This window comes from Bacillus sp. RC252, assembly GCF_044909215.1.
Lineage (GTDB): Bacteria > Bacillota > Bacilli > Bacillales > Bacillaceae_G > Bacillus_A > Bacillus_A mycoides.
The window spans coordinates 258,384-277,980 of sequence record NZ_JBIYDV010000001.1 but is presented as its reverse complement, the minus strand read 5'-3'; the positions used below and the strand labels follow the sequence as shown (position 1 = coordinate 277,980).

Genomic DNA, 19,597 nt, shown 5'->3' with positions numbered 1-19,597 from the left:
ATGTTCAAACTGAAGGGGTATTTAAATCGGTTGAACCATAATAGAGAGGGCGGTAATTATGATGACTACAGCAGAACAAATTCCATTCCAATTAATTTTAAATAGTGGTAATGCACGAAGCTTTGCAATGGAGGCACTGCAATTCGCCAAACAGGGGAAAATGGCAGAGGCTGATGAAGCGATGGTAAAGGCGAAAGAAGCGATTAATGAAGCGCATCATTTCCAAACAGAGCTCATACAATCAGAAGCAAGAGGGGAAAAAACAGAGATTAGTGTTCTTTTAATTCATGCGCAAGATCATTTAATGAATTCTATTACGGTAAAAGAATTAGCGGCAGAATTTATTGACCTTTATAAAAAGCTAGAAGCGAAAGGGGAATAAAGCATGAATGGAATTAAAATTGCTACAATCGGCGGTGGCTCTAGTTATACACCAGAGTTAATTGAAGGGTTTATTAAACGTTATGACGAGCTTCCTGTTCGTGAAATTTGGTTAATAGATATTGAGGCAGGAAAAGAGAAGTTAGAAATCGTTGGTGACTTAGCGAAACGTATGGTGAAAAAATCAGGTTTACCAATTGATATTCATTTAACACTTGATCGCCGTGAGGCATTAAAAGATGCTGACTTCGTAACAACGCAGCTTCGCGTTGGTTTGTTAGAAGCACGTGCAAAAGATGAAGCAATTCCATTAAAATATGATGTAATTGGTCAGGAAACGAATGGTCCTGGTGGTTTGTTCAAAGCGCTGAGAACGATTCCTGTTATTTTAGATATTTGTAAGGACATGGAGGAACTTTGTCCGAATGCATGGTTAATTAACTTTGCGAATCCGGCTGGTATGGTAACAGAAGCTGTCCTTCGTTATACAAACATTCAAAGAGTAGTTGGTCTGTGTAACGTTCCAATTGGAATTCGTATGGGTCTTGCGAGATTACTTGAAGTAGATGCAAGCCGGGTACACGTTGATTTCGCAGGTTTAAATCACATGGTATACGGATTAGATGTATACTTGGATGGCGTAAGCGTAATGGATCGTGTATTAGAACTTGTAACAGATCCAGAAAAGCAAATTACGATGGAAAACATTGCTGCGCTTAACTGGGAGCCAGACTTTATTCGCGGTCTTCGTGCAATTCCGTGTCCATATCATCGTTACTACTATAAAACACGTGAAATGTTGGAAGAAGAGAAAGCAGCTTCGATTGAAAAAGGTACACGTGCAGAAGTAGTAAAACAATTAGAAGATGATTTATTCGAGCTATATAAAGACCCGAATTTAGATATTAAGCCACCACAATTAGAAAAGCGCGGTGGAGCTTATTATAGTGACGCAGCATGTAGCTTAATTACGTCTATTTACAATAATAAAGGTGATATCCAGCCTGTTAATACACGAAACAACGGAACAATTGCAAGCTTGCCACATGATTCGGCTGTTGAAGTGAACTGTATTATTACGAAAGAAGGTCCAAAACCAATTGCGGTTGGAGATCTTCCGGTACCAGTTCGCGGTTTAGTACAGCAAATTAAATCATTTGAGCGCACAACAATTGAAGCTGCTGTTACAGGGGATTATCATAAAGCGCTGCTTGCTATGACAATTAACCCACTTGTACCATCAGATAAAGTTGCAAAACAAATTTTAGATGAAATGTTGGAAGCACATAAAGAACATCTTCCACAATTCTTTAAGAAGATAGAGAAATAAAAAGCGGCGCTGTTTAGCCCGCTTTTTTTAATTCTAGTAGGAGGTATTGCGATGATTAAACTAATTGTAAATGCAGATGATTTCGGTCTTACGGAAGGTACAAATTACGGAATTATTGATGGACATAAAAACGGGATTGTAAATTCAACGACGATGATGATGAATATGCCAGGGACAGAGCATGCCGTACGCTTAGCGAAAGAGTATAAAACGTTAGGAGTAGGAGTTCATCTCGTATTAACAGCAGGAGAACCACTTCTTAAAGACGTTCCATCACTTGTAAGTAGCGATGGATTGTTTCATAAACAAAGTGTTGTATGGGAAGGAAATATAAATCCAGAAGAGGTAGAAAAAGAATGGGCTGCTCAAATTGAGAAGTTTTTATCTTACGGATTAACACCAACTCATTTAGATAGTCATCATCACGTGCATGGATTACCGCTTTTACACGATGTTCTTGAGAGATTAGCAAGTAAATATAATGTTCCAATTCGTCGTTGTGAAGAAGAGCGAGCGGTGCGCCCATTTTCAGATGTGTTTTACAGTGACTTTTACGCTGACGGTGTGACGGAAGATTACTTTGTGAAGTTAAAAGAAAGAGTACAGGATGAGCAAACGGTAGAAATTATGGTGCATCCAGCTTATATTGACCCAGCGCTTGTGAAGCGTTCTTCTTACGTAATGGATCGCGTGAAAGAGTTGCGTATTTTAACGGAGAGCGAGTTGCCTGAGGGAATGGAGCTTGTGAAGTTTTAATAGAAAAAACGACGGCTAAATGGGGCCGTCGTTTTTTGTGCTTACAAAATGGATAGAACATATCCACCGAAGGCCCCGATTATAACGATAACCCAAGGTGGTGTTTTCCAAAAAGCGAGTAAGCAAAATAGAAGAGAAGCAAAAACGAAATCTACAGAATTCATAATTGTACTCGTCCAAATTGGATCATAAAAAGCTGCAAGTAAAATGCCGACAACGGCTGCGTTTACTCCAAGTAGTGCACCTTGTATGTAAGATACTTTCCTTACACTGTCCCAAAATGGTAAAACGCCAACAACGAGCAGGAAGGCAGGAAGAAAGATAGCGATCGTTGCAACAACTGCTCCAGCGGTTCCATTTAGCACTGCTCCTATATAAGAAGCGAATGTAAATAGTGGCCCTGGCACTGCTTGTGTTAATCCGTATCCAGCTAGAAATTGTTCTTTTGTCATCATCCCGTTTTGTACAAACTCACTTTCAAGGAGAGGAAGTACGACGTGCCCTCCGCCAAATACAAGTGCACCAGAGCGATAGAAGCTGTCAAATAAAGAGATGAAATAAGAGTATGGTCGTAACATCGGTAACAGTATTAATAGTCCGAAGAATAAGACGAGACAAGATATGGCTACCATTTTTGAAATAGGTACGTTTATTTTATGAGCTTGGCTAACTGGTTGATCGCGATATAAAAACCAACCGATGAAACCAGATACTATAATGAGAATTACTTGTGTCCAGCTACTTGGCCATAATAGGGCGATTGCGGCAGTTGCAATTGCGATTGTTGCACGGTTTCGGTCTGGTGTTAACTTTTGAGCCATTCCCCATATTGCATGAGCGACAATTGCGACCGCTACAAGTTTCAGTCCGTGAATCCAGCCAGTACTTCCAAGCTCGAATTGGTTAAGAAATGAAGCGAAGAAAACTAAAACGAGCACAGATGGGAGAGTGAATCCGATCCATGAAATAATGGCTCCTAATAATCCGCCGCGCAATAAGCCAACTCCCATACCGACTTGGCTGCTAGCAGGGCCAGGAAGGAATTGACATAGTGCTACTAAGTCTCCGTAACTTCGTTCATCCATCCATTTTCTTTTTTGCACGTATTCATGATGAAAATAACCAAGATGGGCGACGGGACCACCAAATGAAGTAAGTCCTAATTTAAATGATACGAGAAAAATCTCTATTAATGATTGGAAAGAGTAGTTATTATTTTTCAAAATTTCCTCCTAGACTGTTTTTCTAAGTGCATTATACAAGAGGGAGTAAAGCAAAAGAAACGATTTTAATGTAAAGATTGTGTGAATCTTTTCTTCGTAATTAAAATTTGAAAAAGTCATAAATGATTATGTCTAAACCATAAAGTAGTAGAAGTAGTGCTGGGAAATTTATATGAGGAGAATGCCCGTATGACAACACATTTCTTTGCTAGGTTAACAGGAAAGAGGGAAGTACCTCCTGTAAATACAGAAGCTTACGGTGTAACAGAGCTCATTTTTAGTGAAGATTTAAAGAAGTTGCAATATCGGGTCATATTAAAAAATATAAAAAAAATCACGTCATGCCAAATTCATTTAGGAAAAGCGAATCAAATTGGTCCAGTTATTTTAAGTTTGTTTGGTCCGTTAGAGCAAGGAATTAGTGTGAATGAAGGAGTCGTTACTGGTGTAGCTAGAGTAGAGGATTTTGAAGGGCCTTTACAGGGGAGAGCATTTGACAGCTTGTTTCAAGAGATAATGCAAGCAAATGTATATGTAAATGTTAATACGAAATCTAATAAAAAGGGAGAAATAAGGGGGAGAATAAGGGAAGTAAAGAAGTAAGCGAAAAGGCTGTCCAAAAAACATTTTGGAACAGCCTTTTCTGCTATAAGGTGCAAATTTTAGCGATTATTGTCAGTAAATCGATATATTTTGAAAATCGCTGATATAATCCGGGTTACGCCGATATATTTAAAAAATCGCTGATATAATTCGTGTTACGGTCGATATATTTAAAAAACTGCCTAGTTTAATTTTTTACAGGCTGATTTTTAATGAAGAAGTCCATTATATAAAATACTTCGTCATCTGGGATTTGTATCTCAAATGTATTTTCAATAGGTTGCAATGCTTTTTTCACTTTCATATACATCCAGTACTCATCTTGTCTTCGTTTCTCTTTATCAGGATGAGGGAGGAGACTTTCGCCTTTTTGAAGACGGTCAACCATGCAGCTCATATGCAAAATCACACCCATTAAACTGTCGGGAGTTAGCTGTAAAGAAATCAATTCTTGAATTGTATTTAATGCATAACGAATTATTTTAATAAGTAATGCTCCATCGTTACGCTGCATTTGTTGTTCAAGAATATCAGCCATTTTTGCATAGGTTTCTTCATACGTAATCAATTCTTGAATTGGTTGAATAGCTGTGTAGTTCACAATATCTTGAAAATGATATGTTAAGCAAGGTATTTGCATATCGAAATTCGTGACGATACAAATGATATTACGCTCTTTTTTTATGTTCTCGATCATTTTCGTTAAATCTTTTTCATGAACGATGCTAATCGGAATAATTTCAATTAAGTCTTTATCAAAGCGTAAATAGTTCTCTAACATTTTTTGAATTGCTAAAGCACTTCCTTCACCGGTTAAACAAGCTGTTAAAATCACGGATTTCATTGGCGATAGTGGCTTTTTCTTTTCTTCCTGTACGTTTAAATAGAACGGCGTTAAGTTCTTCACTGTTTCGTATAGTGCATCTAATGAATAGCCAAGTTGAGCTTTTCGAGCTGCTTCTAGTGCGTGTGGTGTACTCGTCATGGAAAGAACACGTACAGGGATTTTGAATTCAGTTTCTAATATATCACCAATATAAGCGAGAGACCCCATATCAACAAGTAAGAGAAGCCCGTTTACATTTTGAAGTGTTTTCATATACACTTTAACACGCTCTAAGAAGTCTTTTGGTGATTCATACAAGGGCATATCGATACCAGTTACTTCATCAATACCGAGAAGTTCGTTTGCAACGTTTGCCATTTCTGTTGCGATACCATTACCGTGTGCTAATATTAATACTTTTACTTCTGTTTGTGAGGCAGGAATTGGATCAACAACGAAGAACATTGTTAAAAAGCCAGCTTCATCAATAGGTATTGTTATTTGTAATTCTTCTTCTAATAGCTGAATACATTGCATAGCTACGGAAAAAGCTTCTTTATATTTCGTGCGAATTTGATTTAATTGTGGGTGGTGAATTTGTTTCCCGCCCTGTAAACGTTGTAGAGTTGTCTGTACATGTAAACTTAAAGCGAGAAATACTTTTTCATCGAAAGTTTTAGATAAATATTTTTCAGCTAGTTCCGCAATTTTTTCACATACGGAAACGATATTACGATCCACAATTTTAAAAACATTTTCATGACTTGTTTTTTTAGATATTTGGTTAAAGTATTGGACGAAAAAGCTTTGAATATCATTTTCTATTAGTAATTCTAATTCTTCCTCTTCAATGCCGCGTGCTTGAAGTTCTTCATATTTATAATCAATATAATCGTAAATAGAAGAGCGACTTCCTTCGGGTTTTATTGTATGTTTACTCCAACCTTCATCACCTGTAAATACAAATGTTTCATTTGGTATTTGATATAGATGACGGCTCTTTCTTTCAATAAATAATCCTTCTTTCATATACCAAGGTAAATCTGTACTTGAAACATAGACAGAATCACGTTTTTTTGTTACGAAATCAGAATAAGCTTTTGCACAGGCAATTTGTACGTCCGTTTTCAATTGGCCGATGTTATTTGGACAATTGTAAAAGACGAAAGCACGCATTGTATTTGGACTAACATGAATCTCTTTCCTTAGACGAATTGCTTCATTTGTGAAAAATAGCTGTAGTAAAGCAAACCGTTCTTTATGTGTTCGCTCACGAAGTGGTGGAAGCGTAACGGTCATCGGAATACGTCTTGTAAATGTTTTTAATAAAAATGAATTCGGTTCTTCGGTTGTTGCAGTAATAATCAACACTCGTGCCTTACGTTCATTTTCCGTTTCTCCAAGGCGGCGGTATACTCCGCGATCAATAAATGTGAAGAGCATCTCTTGTCCTTCTGGAGGAAGGCGATGTACTTCATCTAAGAAGAGGATTCCTTCATGTGCTTTTTCAATTAACCCTTTTTGATCACTGGCACCTGTGTAAGCTCCTTTTTTTATCCCAAATAACTGTCCAAGTAGTAGTTGTGGATTGTTTGCATAATCAGCACAGTTAAAGACGATAAAAGGTGCATCTTTTGGAAGTTGTTCCACTTCAATTGCGTATTCGTGCATTAAAGAAGCGAACATCGATTTTCCGACACCTGTTTCTCCAAGTAATAAAGTATGCATACCGTTTGGAGGATAGAGAATAGAAGCTTTTGCTTTTTCAATTGCAATTTTTAGGCTTGTATTTTCAATAGCAAATGTATCTAATGAAGTGCCCTTTGTTGAATGCGTTTCCAATGAAGAGTTCGTTTCTATATAAAAACGGACAGGGCGTGTACTCGTTTTTAATAAACGATTATCTTTCACAAGCTTGTTTAAATCGCTACTAACATTTGCACGGTCTAACTGTAGAAGTGTAGCGATTTCTGATGCTGTTATACCTTCTGTATAATTCCCTTTTTGTATTGCGTTAAAAATGAGATCTATTCGTTTCATTTCTATTCACCTCGAAACTTCATCACTATTTAAAATTTTACACAAAAATGAGAAGTGTGGGAAGAGAAAAATAAAGTGAAACTTTAATCAGTGGGGTTTTTGTTCATTCCCACTGATTATTAGCCTTCACCAATTGCCCGTTAACGCGGGGTAAAACAGCTTTAGTACATAGGCACTAAAGCTGTTACAATCTTGTGTCTTTCCAAAAATTCACTTCGAGATGTGAAGATGGATTGTAGGGAAGTAGTTTATATCCTTGTGAGTGTAAATAATCAATTACTTTTGGGAGTATTTGCACTGTGACACTAGAATCATGCATTAAAATAACCTCTACTTGTTCATCGCTTTGATTTCGTACTCTTTCTAGTATTGCGGAAGGATTATCATAGCTTTTCCAGTCATATGTATCAATTGTCCAATCCCACATTTTATACTGGGCCGATACGAGTGCGTCACGGTAATTCTTTTTTAAGTAAGGCATGCTACCGTATGGGACCCGAACGAGATGTGTATTTAAATGTGTAACTTGCTGGACAATGCTTTGGGTTTGCTCCATTTCTGCAATTAAAACAGATGGATCGCCAGTATAAAGACGTTTTACATCATGCGACATACTATGGAGACCGATATAATGTCCATCTTTAATCAATCGCTCCATCGTTTTTTTATAATGTGGCACCTTTCCGCCAATAACGAAGAAAGTTGCTTTTCCGTTCTTCTCTTTTAAAATATTTAAAATTTGTGGTGTGTATTTATTTGGTCCGTCATCAAATGTTAAGTACGCAATTTTTGTTGTAGGAGAGGTAGTTTGAGTACTTTGGTAATCTTTTACTTGAATGTCTGTAGTAGCTTTTGTATTCGATGATGCGTACATAGTAATAGTTAAAAATAAAATTATACATTGAAGTAATCGCTTGATCATAACATTCACCCTCAGTTTGACAATCAAGATGTAAAAATGAAAATTTGATACTTTTTTCGTTATACGTATATCTTTCTCCAATAGAGGCACTCTCAAACAATCTATATTTTGGAAATGGGGAATAAGGATTAAAAAATAAAAAATAGCATCCTCTTATGAAAAGAGGATGCTATTTGAATATTTCATAATAGTAAAGGCTATACTACAATTAGTCTTCGCGTTTTTTCACTTTTTTATAGAAGGAAATAATTGGTTTGTAACGTTCGTGTACAAGACCGATTACTTCAGCAATGATTTCTGTAAAGAAGATTAAAATGAAAAGAAGAATAATGGATAACCATAATGTTGCACTACTGAAAATAATTGCATTTACACTAAAGAAAATACCCAATGCGTAAATAATTAGTACCGTTTTACGATGAGAGAATCCCATTGCAAGCAAACGGTGATGTAAATGCGATTTATCAGGTGCTGAAATAGGCTTTTTATTTACGATACGGCGGATAATTGCAAATGTCGTATCAAATATAGGTACACCTAAAATAATGATTGGAACGATAAAACTGAATAACGTTACGCTTTTGTATAATCCAAGTAACGATATAACAGAAATACAGTATCCTAAAAATAGTGCTCCTGTATCTCCCATGAAAATTTTTGCTGGATGGAAGTTGTAGAATAAAAATCCAATTGTACTTGCTAATGTAATCAGTGCTAGAGGTAATATAATAGCTGCTCCAGTACCCCATGGGCTAGTGAAGGCCATATATGCTAGCGTTGCAAGTACGATAGATGAAATCCCTGCGGATAATCCATCTAATCCATCAATTAAGTTGATGGCATTTGTAATACCTACAATCCAAAATACAGTAATTGGATAAGCAAGCCATCCGAGTTCAGTATCTCCAAGAATTGGAATATATAATACTTGCACTAATAATCCACTTTTTACAATCATGATGGCAACTAATAGTTGTCCACCGAATTTTACCCTCGCAGATAGTTCGTACATATCATCTAAAATCCCGATGATAACAATGATGATAGCACCTAAAGTTATCGATAACATTCTTTGTTCGTACAATCCACCGACAACAAATCCTACGGCTACACCGATGAAAATTGCTAACCCGCCAAGACGAGGCATAATTTTTTGGTGTACTTTACGCGCATTTGGCTTGTCTGTTGCTCCTATTTTGAAAGCTAATTTAATAACTAAAGGAGTAACGACGAGTACAGTGATGAAAGATGCCAAAATGGCATAAATCACTTGTGAGTCCATTAATACCCCACCCTTTATAGTTTAACGTAATTTTTTCAATCGTATTTATCTGAAAATTATGATGTTTGTTTACAGGCTCATAACATATGGTATCACAAAAAGATTAGAATTCAATCTTTTTTTCTTTTGACTGTAAAGGGGAGTGAATAGAATATATGACAATTGGATATGGAATGTTGTTTCCTTTGAGAAGGTTGATTTCATATTGTGGCTTGTAATATGACATTGTACTCTCCTCTCATATAGCGATGACTTTTGTTTCAGTATTATAAGTGTTGCACGTAAAATGAGTAAGTTCCGTGTTAAATTGTGGGAATTTACATTTTGTATATATTGCATCATTTAACTTTACAAAATCTTAAAAAATAATAAAAAAACGATTCATATAATAAAGAAGTGAAAGAGTTTTCTCATTCTTAGTGTGAGAGGGGGAAGCACAGGGGGAGTTCTATGTATTCGTATATTTTCTTATGTATATTCCTGTGCGAAAAGAAAATGAAAATTACGATAATAGGTACCGGATATGTTGGATTGATTACAGGAGTAGGATTGGCGAGATTGGGACATTCAGTCACATGTCTCGATATAAATAGTGGGAAAATTGAACGGATTAAACAAGGCGAGTTACCTATTTATGAATGTGGATTAAATGAATTAATAAATGAAGCATACGAGAATAATCATTTAACTTTTACAGCAAGTAAATCAGCGGCATTTAATGATGTAGAGTTTATATTTATTGCAGTTGGAACGCCATCTTTATTAGATGGAACAGCAGATTTAACGTATATTCGTAGTGCTTGTGATGATATTGGAACATATGTGAATAACGATATTATTGTTGTTACGAAAAGTACGGTTCCTGTAGGGACAAATGATGTAATGAGAGAATGGATTGAGGGGAAACTACAAGGTAGACATGAATTATATATTGTATCGAATCCAGAGTTTTTAAGAGAAGGTTCTGGTATTTATGATTTTTTTCATGGTGATCGTATCGTAATTGGATCATGTAGTGAAGAAGCGGCAAGGAAAGTAGAGAATTTGTACAGCAAATTAAGCTTACAAACGTATATTACAGATATTCGAAGTGCTGAGATGATTAAATATGCATCTAATGCTTTTTTAGCTACGAAGATTAGTTTTATTAATGAAATTGCTAATATATGTGAGCAAGTGGGTGCAGATATAGTAGATGTAGCTACAGGGATGGGGATGGATAAGAGAATTGGTGCATCTTTTTTAAATGCAGGCATCGGATATGGAGGATCTTGTTTTCCAAAAGATACGAAAGCACTTGTGCAAATTGCAGGGAATGTTTCTCATGATTTTCGCTTGTTGAAAGCAGTCATTGAAGTGAATAATAAACAACAGTTGTTGTTAGTTGAAAAAGCGAAGAAAATTATAGATATGAAGAAGAAGCGAATTGCGGTTCTTGGTGCAGCATTCAAACCGAATACTGACGATATTAGGGAAGCACCATCACTTATTATAATAGAAGAATTAATTAATATAGGTGCGGATGTGGTTTTATATGACCCACAAGCCATTCAAAATGTAAGAGGTTTATTTGGAAATACGATACGATACGCTGAGTGTATAGATGAATCGATTAGAGAGGCGCATGCAGCTTTTATCGTAACAGAATGGGAATCAATTCGAAATTATCCGCTAGCAAAGTATGCACAGCTTATGAGGGAACCTATTCTATTTGATGGGAGAAATTGTTATACTAATGAGGATGCCGAGAAGCATGGATTAGATTATTACTCAGTTGGGCGAAAAGGCGCCTGTAATAGTAATGTTTCTCAGGTGCGTTAAAAAGTATATTTTCACATGCATATTTTTATATGCGATAATAGAAGTTTTAACTAGTGAAAGAAAAGAGGCAATGGAATGACTGAACGTTTAAAAGTAATGACAATTTTCGGGACACGACCAGAAGCAATTAAAATGGCACCTCTTGTATTAGAGTTGCAAAAGCACCCAGAAAAGATTGAATCAATTGTGACTGTAACAGCACAACACCGTCAAATGTTAGATCAAGTATTAAATATCTTTGGAATTACGCCAGATTTCGATTTGAATATCATGAAAGATCGTCAAACGTTAATCGATATTACAACACGTGGTTTAGAAGGTTTAGATAAAGTAATGAAAGAAGCGAAGCCTGATATCGTACTTGTGCATGGTGATACAACGACGACATTTATTGCAAGCTTAGCTGCTTTTTATAATCAAATTCCAGTAGGACATGTTGAAGCAGGACTTCGTACATGGGATAAGTATTCTCCATATCCAGAAGAGATGAATCGCCAACTAACAGGTGTAATGGCGGATCTTCATTTCTCACCTACAACAAAATCAGCAACGAACTTACAAAAAGAAAATAAAGATGAGTCACGCATTTTCGTAACAGGAAATACAGCGATCGATGCATTGAAGACAACTGTAAAAGAAACTTATAGCCATTCGGTGTTAGAGAAACTTGGAAATGATCGTCTTGTACTTATGACAGCACACCGTCGTGAAAATTTAGGAGAACCAATGCGCAATATGTTCCGTGCAATTAAGCGTCTTGTTGATAAGCACGAAGATGTACAAGTTGTATACCCTGTTCATATGAATCCTGTTGTTCGCGAAATAGCGAATGATATTTTAGGCGAGCATAGCCGTATTCATTTAATTGAGCCGTTAGATGTAATTGATTTCCATAACGTTGCAGCTCGTTCATACTTAATGTTAACTGATTCTGGTGGTGTACAAGAGGAAGCACCATCACTAGGTGTGCCAGTCCTTGTCCTTCGTGATACGACGGAACGCCCAGAAGGTATCGAAGCAGGTACGCTGAAATTAGCAGGAACAGATGAAGAGACAATCTTTGGTCTTGCTGATGAGTTGTTATCTGATAAAGAAGCTCATGATAAGATGACGAAAGCATCTAACCCTTACGGCGATGGTCGTGCGTCTGAGCGTATTGTAGAAGCGATTTTACAACACTTTAAGAAGTAACAACAATTGCGTGAAATAAAAAGAGCCAAATCGTATACGATTTGGCTCTTTTTTTATTCATGATTCCTCATAATCCACTCTGCATGAGCATTTGTAGAAGGGGGAGGAGGCGGTGGTGTTTTGTTCTCACTCGGCTCCTTCTTTGCTTTTGCGCTGGAGTTAGAATTTGAATCGGAATTTGTATTCTCATTTTTCGTAGTCTCTGTTGGAACTTTTGCTTTTTCTCCTATTTCCTTTTCAATTTCGTTACGTACAGTCTCTACACTGATTGGATCTGGAAGGAAGTAATAAATACCGCCAATTTTTCTGTCTTCTCCTTCAAGTTTTAACGTTTGTATTGTAGAAGGGTCGAATCCAGAGATTTTATTGTAAAGAGCAAGTCCGTCTGAAATAGGAATATCGGTTTTTATATATTTTCCAACTACCTTTGTTAAATCTTTAATTTTAAATACGGTAGAAGCAGAGTTTAGCTTTTGGGCAACAGCAGCCAGTACTTGTCTTTGTCTAGCAGCTCGACCATAATCACCGTTAGGATCTTGCTTTCGCATACGGACGTATGCGAGTGCTTCTTCACCATTTAAGTTCTGTTGACCTTGTTTAAATTGGATTTTTTTATAGTAATCCACGTCAGAGCGTTCCCAGAAATCGAAGGGGACATCAACGGTAATACCGTCAACAGCATCAACGATACCTTTAAATCCTTGGAAATCAATTTTAATATAATGATCAACAGGAACTTTTAAAAACTCTTCGACGGTGTCGATTGCCATTTTTTCTCCACCGTAAGCATGGGCAGCGTTAATTTTGTCTTCTTTATTTTTGCCAACAATCTTAACACGAGAATCGCGTGGGATACTCATAAGTGAAACCTTTTTTGAGTTTGGATTAACTGTCGCGAACATGAGTGAATCTGTTCGGCCGTTTTGACCATCTGTTGCGTAATCCTCAATACCCATAATTAGTATTGTGAAAGGTTTTTTTGTGATTTCCACATCTTCTGCTCGTAATTTAGATTTTTCACGGCTAAATCCACTGTACATCCCCATGAGAGAAGTGTAGGAATTTAACATATAAAGTCCTACGCTACCAAATAAAAATGCGAAAATAAGAAAGAAGAAAAACTTTCTTCTACGTTTCTTTTTTATTCTGCTATTTTGGAGATGATAATAACGTTCTTCCATATATAATCTCCTTAGTTCATTTGTAGGGAATTAATTCACTACATTAATCTTTAAAGGCGAGACGTTAGCTATTCTTAGATAACACCTTGTTCTAAGTACAACATATCTCCTTCTTTAATTGTACACTTCCCGTTTGTTAATTCAATCATCCAATCCGTAAATGCTTGTTTTCGATTTTCTTCTACATACGTATCGAATGTGACGTTTTCTAGATAATGTATATCTTTAATGTTATATTCTGAATTACGTAATTCATTTTCAACTTTACCAAGCAATGTGTAATCAATTTCTGTTTCCATAACGCGCATTAGTTTTCGCTCAACAACGCCTACGTGATTAAGTCCTTCACTTGTACATTTTCCATATGCGCGAATTAATCCACCAGCACCAAGTTTAATGCCACCAAAATAGCGCGTGACGACAACGACAGTATCCTTTAGACCTCGCTTTTTTAATACTTCTAACATAGGTACACCAGCTGTGCCACTCGGTTCGCCGTCATCGTTTGCCTTTTGAATTTGATCTTGTTCACCGATTAAATATGCGGAACAATTATGTGTTGCATTCCAATGCTGTTTTTTTATTTTTTGTATAAATGCTTGAGCTTCCTCTTCCGTTGTGGCGCGATTCACATAGCAAATGAATCTTGATTTTTGAATCACAATTTCGTGCTCTCCATAGCCTTTTATTGTTAAATATTGTAATAACAATGGTATACGCCCCTATCTTTCAAAATAACTAGTACTTTACATTTTAAAAGCGAGCGTTTTTATATTCAAACATTTTTTACAAATATGTTGAAATTTTTGGTGAGTATTTTATCTTTTTGTTGTAATTTGTCGAGCGAGTGATTGTAGTTTCTAGCCGGCATTTTTATGTATGGATGCACCTTTTCTAGTTTTCGTGTAAAATTAGGGGATAAAAATTTTTTATAAGGCAGGTACGAAAATGAAAACAGCTATTGTTACCGATAGTACAGCATATATACCGAAGCATATTCGTGACGAACTCAATATATATATGATTCCATTAAACGTTGTGTTTGGAACGGAATCTTATCAAGAAGAGGCTGAAGTTTCAGCAAATGATTTTTATATAAAGGTACGTGAACAAGAAGAACTTCCGAAAACTTCGCAACCAGCAATTGGAAAGTTTTTAGAGTTATATGAAGAGTTATCTAAAGAATATGATGCAGTTATTAGCATTCACCTTTCCAGTGGAATTAGTGGTACATATCAAACAGCAACGGCAGCTGGACAGATGGTAGATGGTATTGATGTATATACGTACGACTCTGAAATTAGTTGTGAAGTACAAGGGTTTTACGTGCGTGAAGGGGCGAAATTAGTAAGTGAAGGGAAAGCCCCAGAAGAGATTATCGCTCGCTTTGATGAAATGAAGCAAACGATGGATGCTTATTTTGTAGTGGATGATTTACATCATTTACAACGTGGTGGAAGATTAAATAGTGCACAAGCTTTCATTGGTAGTTTGTTACAAGTAAAACCAGTATTATACTTTAGGGATAAAGTAATTATTCCATTCGAAAAAATTCGTACGCGTAAAAAAGCGTTAAAGCGTATCGTTGAAATCTTTGATGAGCAGGCAAATAAAGGTGTGCCTATGGAAGCTGTTATTATTCATGCGAATCGTGAAGAGGAAGCTAATGAATGGAAACAAGAATTAGAAGAGATATACCCTCATGTTACAATTCGTACGAGTTATTTCGGAGCTGTAATTGGGACGCATTTAGGTGAAGGTGCGCTTGGTTTAGGTTGGTATACGAAGTGATAAAGATATAAAAGCTCTCTTACTTGAAGAGGGTTTTTTTACGGGGATTTGACAAGTTAATATTTGGAAATGGTAAAATGTATGTAAAATTAAATAATGAGGAAAGTTTTATTACTTACTTTTTACAAGAAACTATATTATAATAGAAGAGAGGTGAAACATATGGAGCATAATTCTTGTTTATGTCCAAAGTTTGAGTCAGCTTTTACAATGCTTAGTAAGAAATGGACTGGCTTAATTATTAAATCTTTACTTGAAGAGCCGAAACGTTTCAGAGAAATCGCAGATATTATACCGAATATGAGCGATCGTATGTTGTCAGAACGTTTAAAGGAATTAGAAGGCGAAGGTATTGTAGTTCGTAATGTTTACCCAGAAGTACCAGTTAGAATCGAGTACGGTGTAACTGATAAAGGGAAAGCGTTGGAAAGTGTTATGGATGAGGTCCAAAATTGGGCTGAGAAATGGATGAAGTAACGTTTCTATTTCATTCATATTGGAGTATTTTCAAAACGTAAGGGGTTCCCTTACGTTTTTTTTCAATCCTATAAAAAACGGTATAAGGCTCTTGAAATTCTACATATATATACAAATTTAGATATACTTTGCTATAGAGATAAATGTAATATTACATTTATTTTACAAAACCGTAACATTAGCAAAAAAACTCCCGAATTATGGTATAAATTTTAATAGGTTATATACGGAAAATGAAAAAAGAAAGCGGTGTAAAAAATAAAATGAAAAAGCTAAAAATGGCATCTTGCGCATTAGTTGCAGGGTTAATGTTTTCAGGGCTAACACCAAATGTATTTGCAGAAGATAAAATTTCTGACGTGAAATCACAAATTAACACACAAAATGATACTTTACATAAACAACAACAAGAACGTGATGAATTACAAAAACAAATGAATGACTTAAACAAAACAATCCAAGGTTTGGATAAGTCTGTTCAAGAGAACGCTTCAAAACTTGATGAAACAACAAAAAAAGTTTCTGATACTGAGCAATTAATCGAAAATAAAAATAAAGATATTGCAGAACTACAAACAAAGATTGCAAAACGTGAAGAGTTATTAAGAAAACGTTTAGTTGCACTACAAGAACAGCCAAATACGAACATTGTAACAGAAGTTCTTGTAAACTCTAAAAACGTTGCAGATTTAGTTGATCGTTTAGCTTCTGTGTCTAAAATTATGGAATCTGACGAAGATATCATGAAAACACAACAAGAAGATCAAACGAACGTGAAAAAAGATGTTGAGACAGTAAAAGAAAAACAAAAAGAATTAAAAGAAGCACAAGCTCAAATTGAAACTGCTAAGAAAGAACTTGACGTTGAAAAAGAGAAAAAAGCAACAGCAGTAAACGATTTAAGCGGTAAAATGGATACAGTTGTAACTACAATGACAAGTACGGAAGGTCAATTGAAAGATCTTGAGAAACAAGCACTGCAATTACAACGTATTGCGGAAGAAGAAGCGCAAGCAAAAGCGGCACAAGAAGCTGCTGCTCAAAAACAAGCAGAACAAGCTGCTAAAGAAGCACAAGCTCAACAAGCTGCACCAGCAAACAATGCTGGACAAGCTCAAAAAGAAGAACCTAAAAAAGAAGAACCTAAAAAAGAAGAACCTAAAAAAGAAGAGCCTAAAAAAGAGACACCTAAACAAGAAAACAAAAAAACAGAGCCAGCACCAGCACCAGGGCCAACTCCGGATACTGGCGTAATTGGTAAAGCACAACAATACCTAAAAATGCCATATGTTTGGGGAAGTGCATCTCCATCAAACGGCGGTTTTGACTGTAGTGGATTCATTTCTTACATTTATGGTGTAGGACGTCAAGATGTTAATGGATATTGGAATTCAGTTTCTAAAGTAAGTAGCCCGCAGCCGGGAGATTTAGTATTCTTCCAAAATACTTATAAAGACGGTCCATCTCACATCGGTATTTACGTTGGTAACGACCAAATGATTCATGCTGGTGATAAAGGGATTGATTACGCTAGCTTAAGCAGTAGCTACAACCAAAAACATTTCTTAGGATACGGTAGATTCTAGGATTTATAACTGAATAAAAAACGTGTATAAAGTCGATAGCTTACTATTTTATAAGTAGGTTATCGGCTTTTTTGAGTTTTTACGAGATAAAGAGAAGGATTTATAGTAGTGCTGGAGGTGGCTATTGATGATGTTAGCTGGTAGACAGTTACTGTTAGAAGAACTCTCTTCAGATTTGCAGGATAAATTGGATCATCTGAAAAGGAATCGAGACGTCGTTTGTGTACAAGGGGTAATTAAGAAGTCTTCAAAATATATGTGTCAGCGCTGCGGAAATATAGAGAAGCGACTATTTGCATCATTGCTATGTAAAAGGTGCAATAAAGTATGTACGTATTGCCGGAAATGTATAACGATGGGCAGGGTAAGTGAATGTACTGTACTTGTTCGCGGGATTGCTGAAATAAGCGGAGAAAGTTATTTGAATCCGTTACAGTGGGAAGGCATTTTGTCTGACGGTCAGGAGTTAGCTGCGCAAAGTGTCGTTGACGCCGTTAAGCAGAAAGAATCATTTTTTATTTGGGCGGTGTGCGGGGCTGGAAAAACAGAAATGTTGTTTCGCGGAATTGCAGAGGCACTACAAAAGGGAGAAAGGGTTTGTATTGCAACGCCGAGAACGGACGTTGTACTTGAATTAGCACCAAGATTACAAGAAGTGTTTCCAAATATAAATGTAGCTGCTCTATATGGAGGGAGTTTAGACCGAGAAAAAGATGCGGCGTTAATCGTTGCAACTACACATCAATTGTTACGTTATTATAGGGCGTTCCATGTCATGATTGTAGATGAGATAGATGCTTTTCCGTATCATGCAGATAAGATGTTGCAGTATGCAGTAAACGAAGCGATGAAAGAGAAGGCAGCACGTATTTATTTAACTGCAACTCCAGATGAAAAGTGGAAGCGTAAGTTGCGAAGTGGTAAGCAAAAAGGGGTTATTATTTCAGGGCGATACCATCGTCATCCATTGCCAGTTCCGATATTTCGGTGGTGCGGAAATTGGAAAAAGGGTGTTATACGTAAAAAAATTCCTCGTGCTTTATTACAATGGTTAAATCTGTACTTATCGAAACGATACCCCATTTTTCTATTTGTTCCTCATGTGCGATATGTAGAAGAAATTAGCCAGTTATTAAAATCATTAAACAATCAAATTGACGGTGTGCATGCAGAAGATTCGGCGAGAAAAGAGAAGGTAGCAGCTTTCAGAAAAGGAGAAATCCCTTTATTAGTTACAACGACGATTTTGGAACGAGGAGTAACTGTGAAAAATTTACAAGTTGCAGTTTTAGGAGCTGAGGAAGAAATATTTTCAGAAAGTGCTCTCGTTCAAATTGCAGGGCGTGCTGGCAGAAGCTCTGATGAACCGCATGGAGATGTTATCTATTTTCATTATGGAAAGACAGAGGCGATGGTGCGTGCGAAAAAACATATTCAAAGTATGAATAAGAATGCTAAAGAACAAGGATTGATAGATTGATGCATTGTCTACTTTGTGATGAGTATATTTCATATGCGATTAGTTGGTACACTTTTTTTGTTAAGCTTCATAAAAAGTATATATGTGATAGATGTGAACAAAAACTTTCCTATATTATAGGAGATATTTGCAAGGAGTGTGGTCGGCCTTTAGAACTTGTACCAGCTGAATATAAAAACGGGGATATTTGTATGGACTGCATAAGGTGGACGAACGAGCAGGGGTTTCCGCCTCTCATAAATCGTTCGTTGTATGTGTATGATGAAGCGATGAAAGAAATATTAGCACAGTTTAAATTTCGAGGAGATGCTGAATTAGTGCATATTTTTCATCAGCCTTTTCGAAGTCTTTTTCAAAAATATTTTGCGAATGTTTCAGTTGCCATTCCTGTTCCTCTTAGTGAAGCGCGAGAATACGAGCGTGGTTTTAATCAAGCGGAGTTACTAGCTTCTTGTTTGCCTATCAAAATGTTTTGTACATCATTAAGAAGAATTGAAACAGAAAAACAAAGTAAGAAGAAGCGTAAAGAAAGGATATCAGGAGTTAATCCTTTTTATTTTCAGGGAGAAGAGATGTTTCATGAGCAACATGTTTTAATCGTGGATGATGTGTATACGACAGGAATTACTGTTAGGCAAATTGGAAGCCTTTTGTATGATCGAGGAGCGAGAGAGGTTTCTTGTTTGACGCTTTGTAGAGGTTAATAT

General features: G+C 36.4%; 17 protein-coding genes. 11 read left to right on the top strand and 6 right to left on the bottom strand.

Features of this window, described 5'->3' with window-relative positions:
• Window positions 1-58: 58 nt before the first annotated feature.
• Genes ABH960_RS01490 through chbG form a run of 3 tightly spaced genes read left to right on the top strand, consistent with a single transcriptional unit; the run spans window position 59 to window position 2,467 of the window.
• On the top strand, window positions 59-382 hold the full coding sequence (locus ABH960_RS01490) for a PTS lactose/cellobiose transporter subunit IIA (protein ID WP_000989054.1): 324 nt from the start codon (window positions 59-61) through the stop codon (window positions 380-382).
• A gap of 3 nt (window positions 383-385) precedes the next feature.
• Complete coding sequence (gene celF, locus ABH960_RS01485) at window positions 386-1,711, top strand: 6-phospho-beta-glucosidase (RefSeq protein WP_404442167.1); 1,326 nt, start codon at window positions 386-388, stop codon at window positions 1,709-1,711.
• Between the two features lie 51 nt (window positions 1,712-1,762).
• Window positions 1,763-2,467: a chitin disaccharide deacetylase gene (gene chbG / locus ABH960_RS01480; RefSeq protein ID WP_404442165.1), complete on the top strand. Its 705-nt coding sequence runs from the start codon at window positions 1,763-1,765 to the stop codon at window positions 2,465-2,467.
• A gap of 41 nt (window positions 2,468-2,508) precedes the next feature.
• On the opposite strand, the gene ABH960_RS01475 is transcribed toward chbG, so the two are convergent.
• Window positions 2,509-3,690, bottom strand: coding sequence for a chromate transporter (locus ABH960_RS01475; protein WP_404442162.1), 1,182 nt, complete (start codon window positions 3,688-3,690; stop codon window positions 2,509-2,511).
• Between the two features lie 189 nt (window positions 3,691-3,879).
• Between ABH960_RS01475 and exsM the strand changes: the two genes are divergently transcribed.
• The gene (gene exsM / locus ABH960_RS01470; protein WP_002166452.1) at window positions 3,880-4,293 is read left to right on the top strand and encodes an exosporium regulatory protein ExsM; all 414 of its coding nucleotides are present in this window, start codon (window positions 3,880-3,882) and stop codon (window positions 4,291-4,293) included.
• Between the two features lie 187 nt (window positions 4,294-4,480).
• On the opposite strand, the gene ABH960_RS01465 is transcribed toward exsM, so the two are convergent.
• The 3 genes from ABH960_RS01465 to ABH960_RS01455 form a co-directional block, all read right to left on the bottom strand.
• Window positions 4,481-7,159, bottom strand: a complete 2,679-nt coding sequence (locus ABH960_RS01465; RefSeq protein ID WP_404442159.1) for a sigma-54-dependent transcriptional regulator — start codon at window positions 7,157-7,159, stop codon at window positions 4,481-4,483.
• A 184-nt stretch (window positions 7,160-7,343) separates the two neighbouring features.
• On the bottom strand, window positions 7,344-8,081 hold the full coding sequence (locus ABH960_RS01460; protein ID WP_107887206.1) for a polysaccharide deacetylase family protein: 738 nt from the start codon (window positions 8,079-8,081) through the stop codon (window positions 7,344-7,346).
• 208 nt (window positions 8,082-8,289) lie between these two features.
• The gene (locus ABH960_RS01455) at window positions 8,290-9,363 is read right to left on the bottom strand and encodes a glycosyltransferase family 4 protein (protein WP_002068377.1); all 1,074 of its coding nucleotides are present in this window, start codon (window positions 9,361-9,363) and stop codon (window positions 8,290-8,292) included.
• Window positions 9,364-9,813: 450 nt separating this feature from the next.
• Here ABH960_RS01455 and ABH960_RS01450 point away from each other — a divergent pair, with 450 nt between their 5' ends.
• Complete coding sequence (locus ABH960_RS01450; protein ID WP_404442155.1) at window positions 9,814-11,184, top strand: UDP-glucose dehydrogenase family protein; 1,371 nt, start codon at window positions 9,814-9,816, stop codon at window positions 11,182-11,184.
• 75 nt (window positions 11,185-11,259) lie between these two features.
• On the top strand, window positions 11,260-12,375 hold the full coding sequence (gene wecB / locus ABH960_RS01445) for a non-hydrolyzing UDP-N-acetylglucosamine 2-epimerase (protein WP_002034751.1): 1,116 nt from the start codon (window positions 11,260-11,262) through the stop codon (window positions 12,373-12,375).
• Window positions 12,376-12,428: 53 nt separating this feature from the next.
• On the opposite strand, the gene ABH960_RS01440 is transcribed toward wecB, so the two are convergent.
• Together ABH960_RS01440 and ABH960_RS01435 are read right to left on the bottom strand one after the other, a co-directional pair.
• A complete protein-coding gene (locus ABH960_RS01440) occupies window positions 12,429-13,556 on the bottom strand; it encodes an LCP family protein (RefSeq protein ID WP_002016146.1) in 1,128 nt (375 codons plus the stop codon).
• A 74-nt stretch (window positions 13,557-13,630) separates the two neighbouring features.
• Entirely contained in the window at window positions 13,631-14,266 is a 636-nt protein-coding gene (locus ABH960_RS01435; protein ID WP_404442150.1) for a YigZ family protein, read from the bottom strand.
• A 238-nt stretch (window positions 14,267-14,504) separates the two neighbouring features.
• Between ABH960_RS01435 and ABH960_RS01430 the strand changes: the two genes are divergently transcribed.
• The 5 genes from ABH960_RS01430 to ABH960_RS01410 all read left to right on the top strand — a co-directional run bounded on the left by ABH960_RS01430 (window position 14,505) and on the right by ABH960_RS01410 (window position 19,594).
• Window positions 14,505-15,347 (top strand): DegV family protein, encoded by an 843-nt coding sequence (locus ABH960_RS01430; RefSeq protein ID WP_002016143.1) that lies wholly within the window; start codon window positions 14,505-14,507, stop codon window positions 15,345-15,347.
• 162 nt (window positions 15,348-15,509) lie between these two features.
• Complete coding sequence (locus ABH960_RS01425; protein ID WP_002089608.1) at window positions 15,510-15,824, top strand: winged helix-turn-helix transcriptional regulator; 315 nt, start codon at window positions 15,510-15,512, stop codon at window positions 15,822-15,824.
• A 233-nt stretch (window positions 15,825-16,057) separates the two neighbouring features.
• The gene (locus ABH960_RS01420) at window positions 16,058-17,410 is read left to right on the top strand and encodes a C40 family peptidase (RefSeq protein ID WP_404442145.1); all 1,353 of its coding nucleotides are present in this window, start codon (window positions 16,058-16,060) and stop codon (window positions 17,408-17,410) included.
• Between the two features lie 130 nt (window positions 17,411-17,540).
• Window positions 17,541-18,890 carry an ATP-dependent helicase ComFA gene (gene comFA, locus ABH960_RS01415; RefSeq protein WP_404442142.1) on the top strand — a complete coding sequence of 450 codons (1,350 nt, stop codon included), beginning with the start codon at window positions 17,541-17,543 and terminating at the stop codon, window positions 18,888-18,890.
• Entirely contained in the window at window positions 18,890-19,594 is a 705-nt protein-coding gene (locus tag ABH960_RS01410; protein WP_404442139.1) for a ComFC family protein, read from the top strand. Before comFA ends, ABH960_RS01410 begins: the two co-directional genes overlap by 1 nt.
• Window positions 19,595-19,597: the final 3 nt, after the last annotated feature.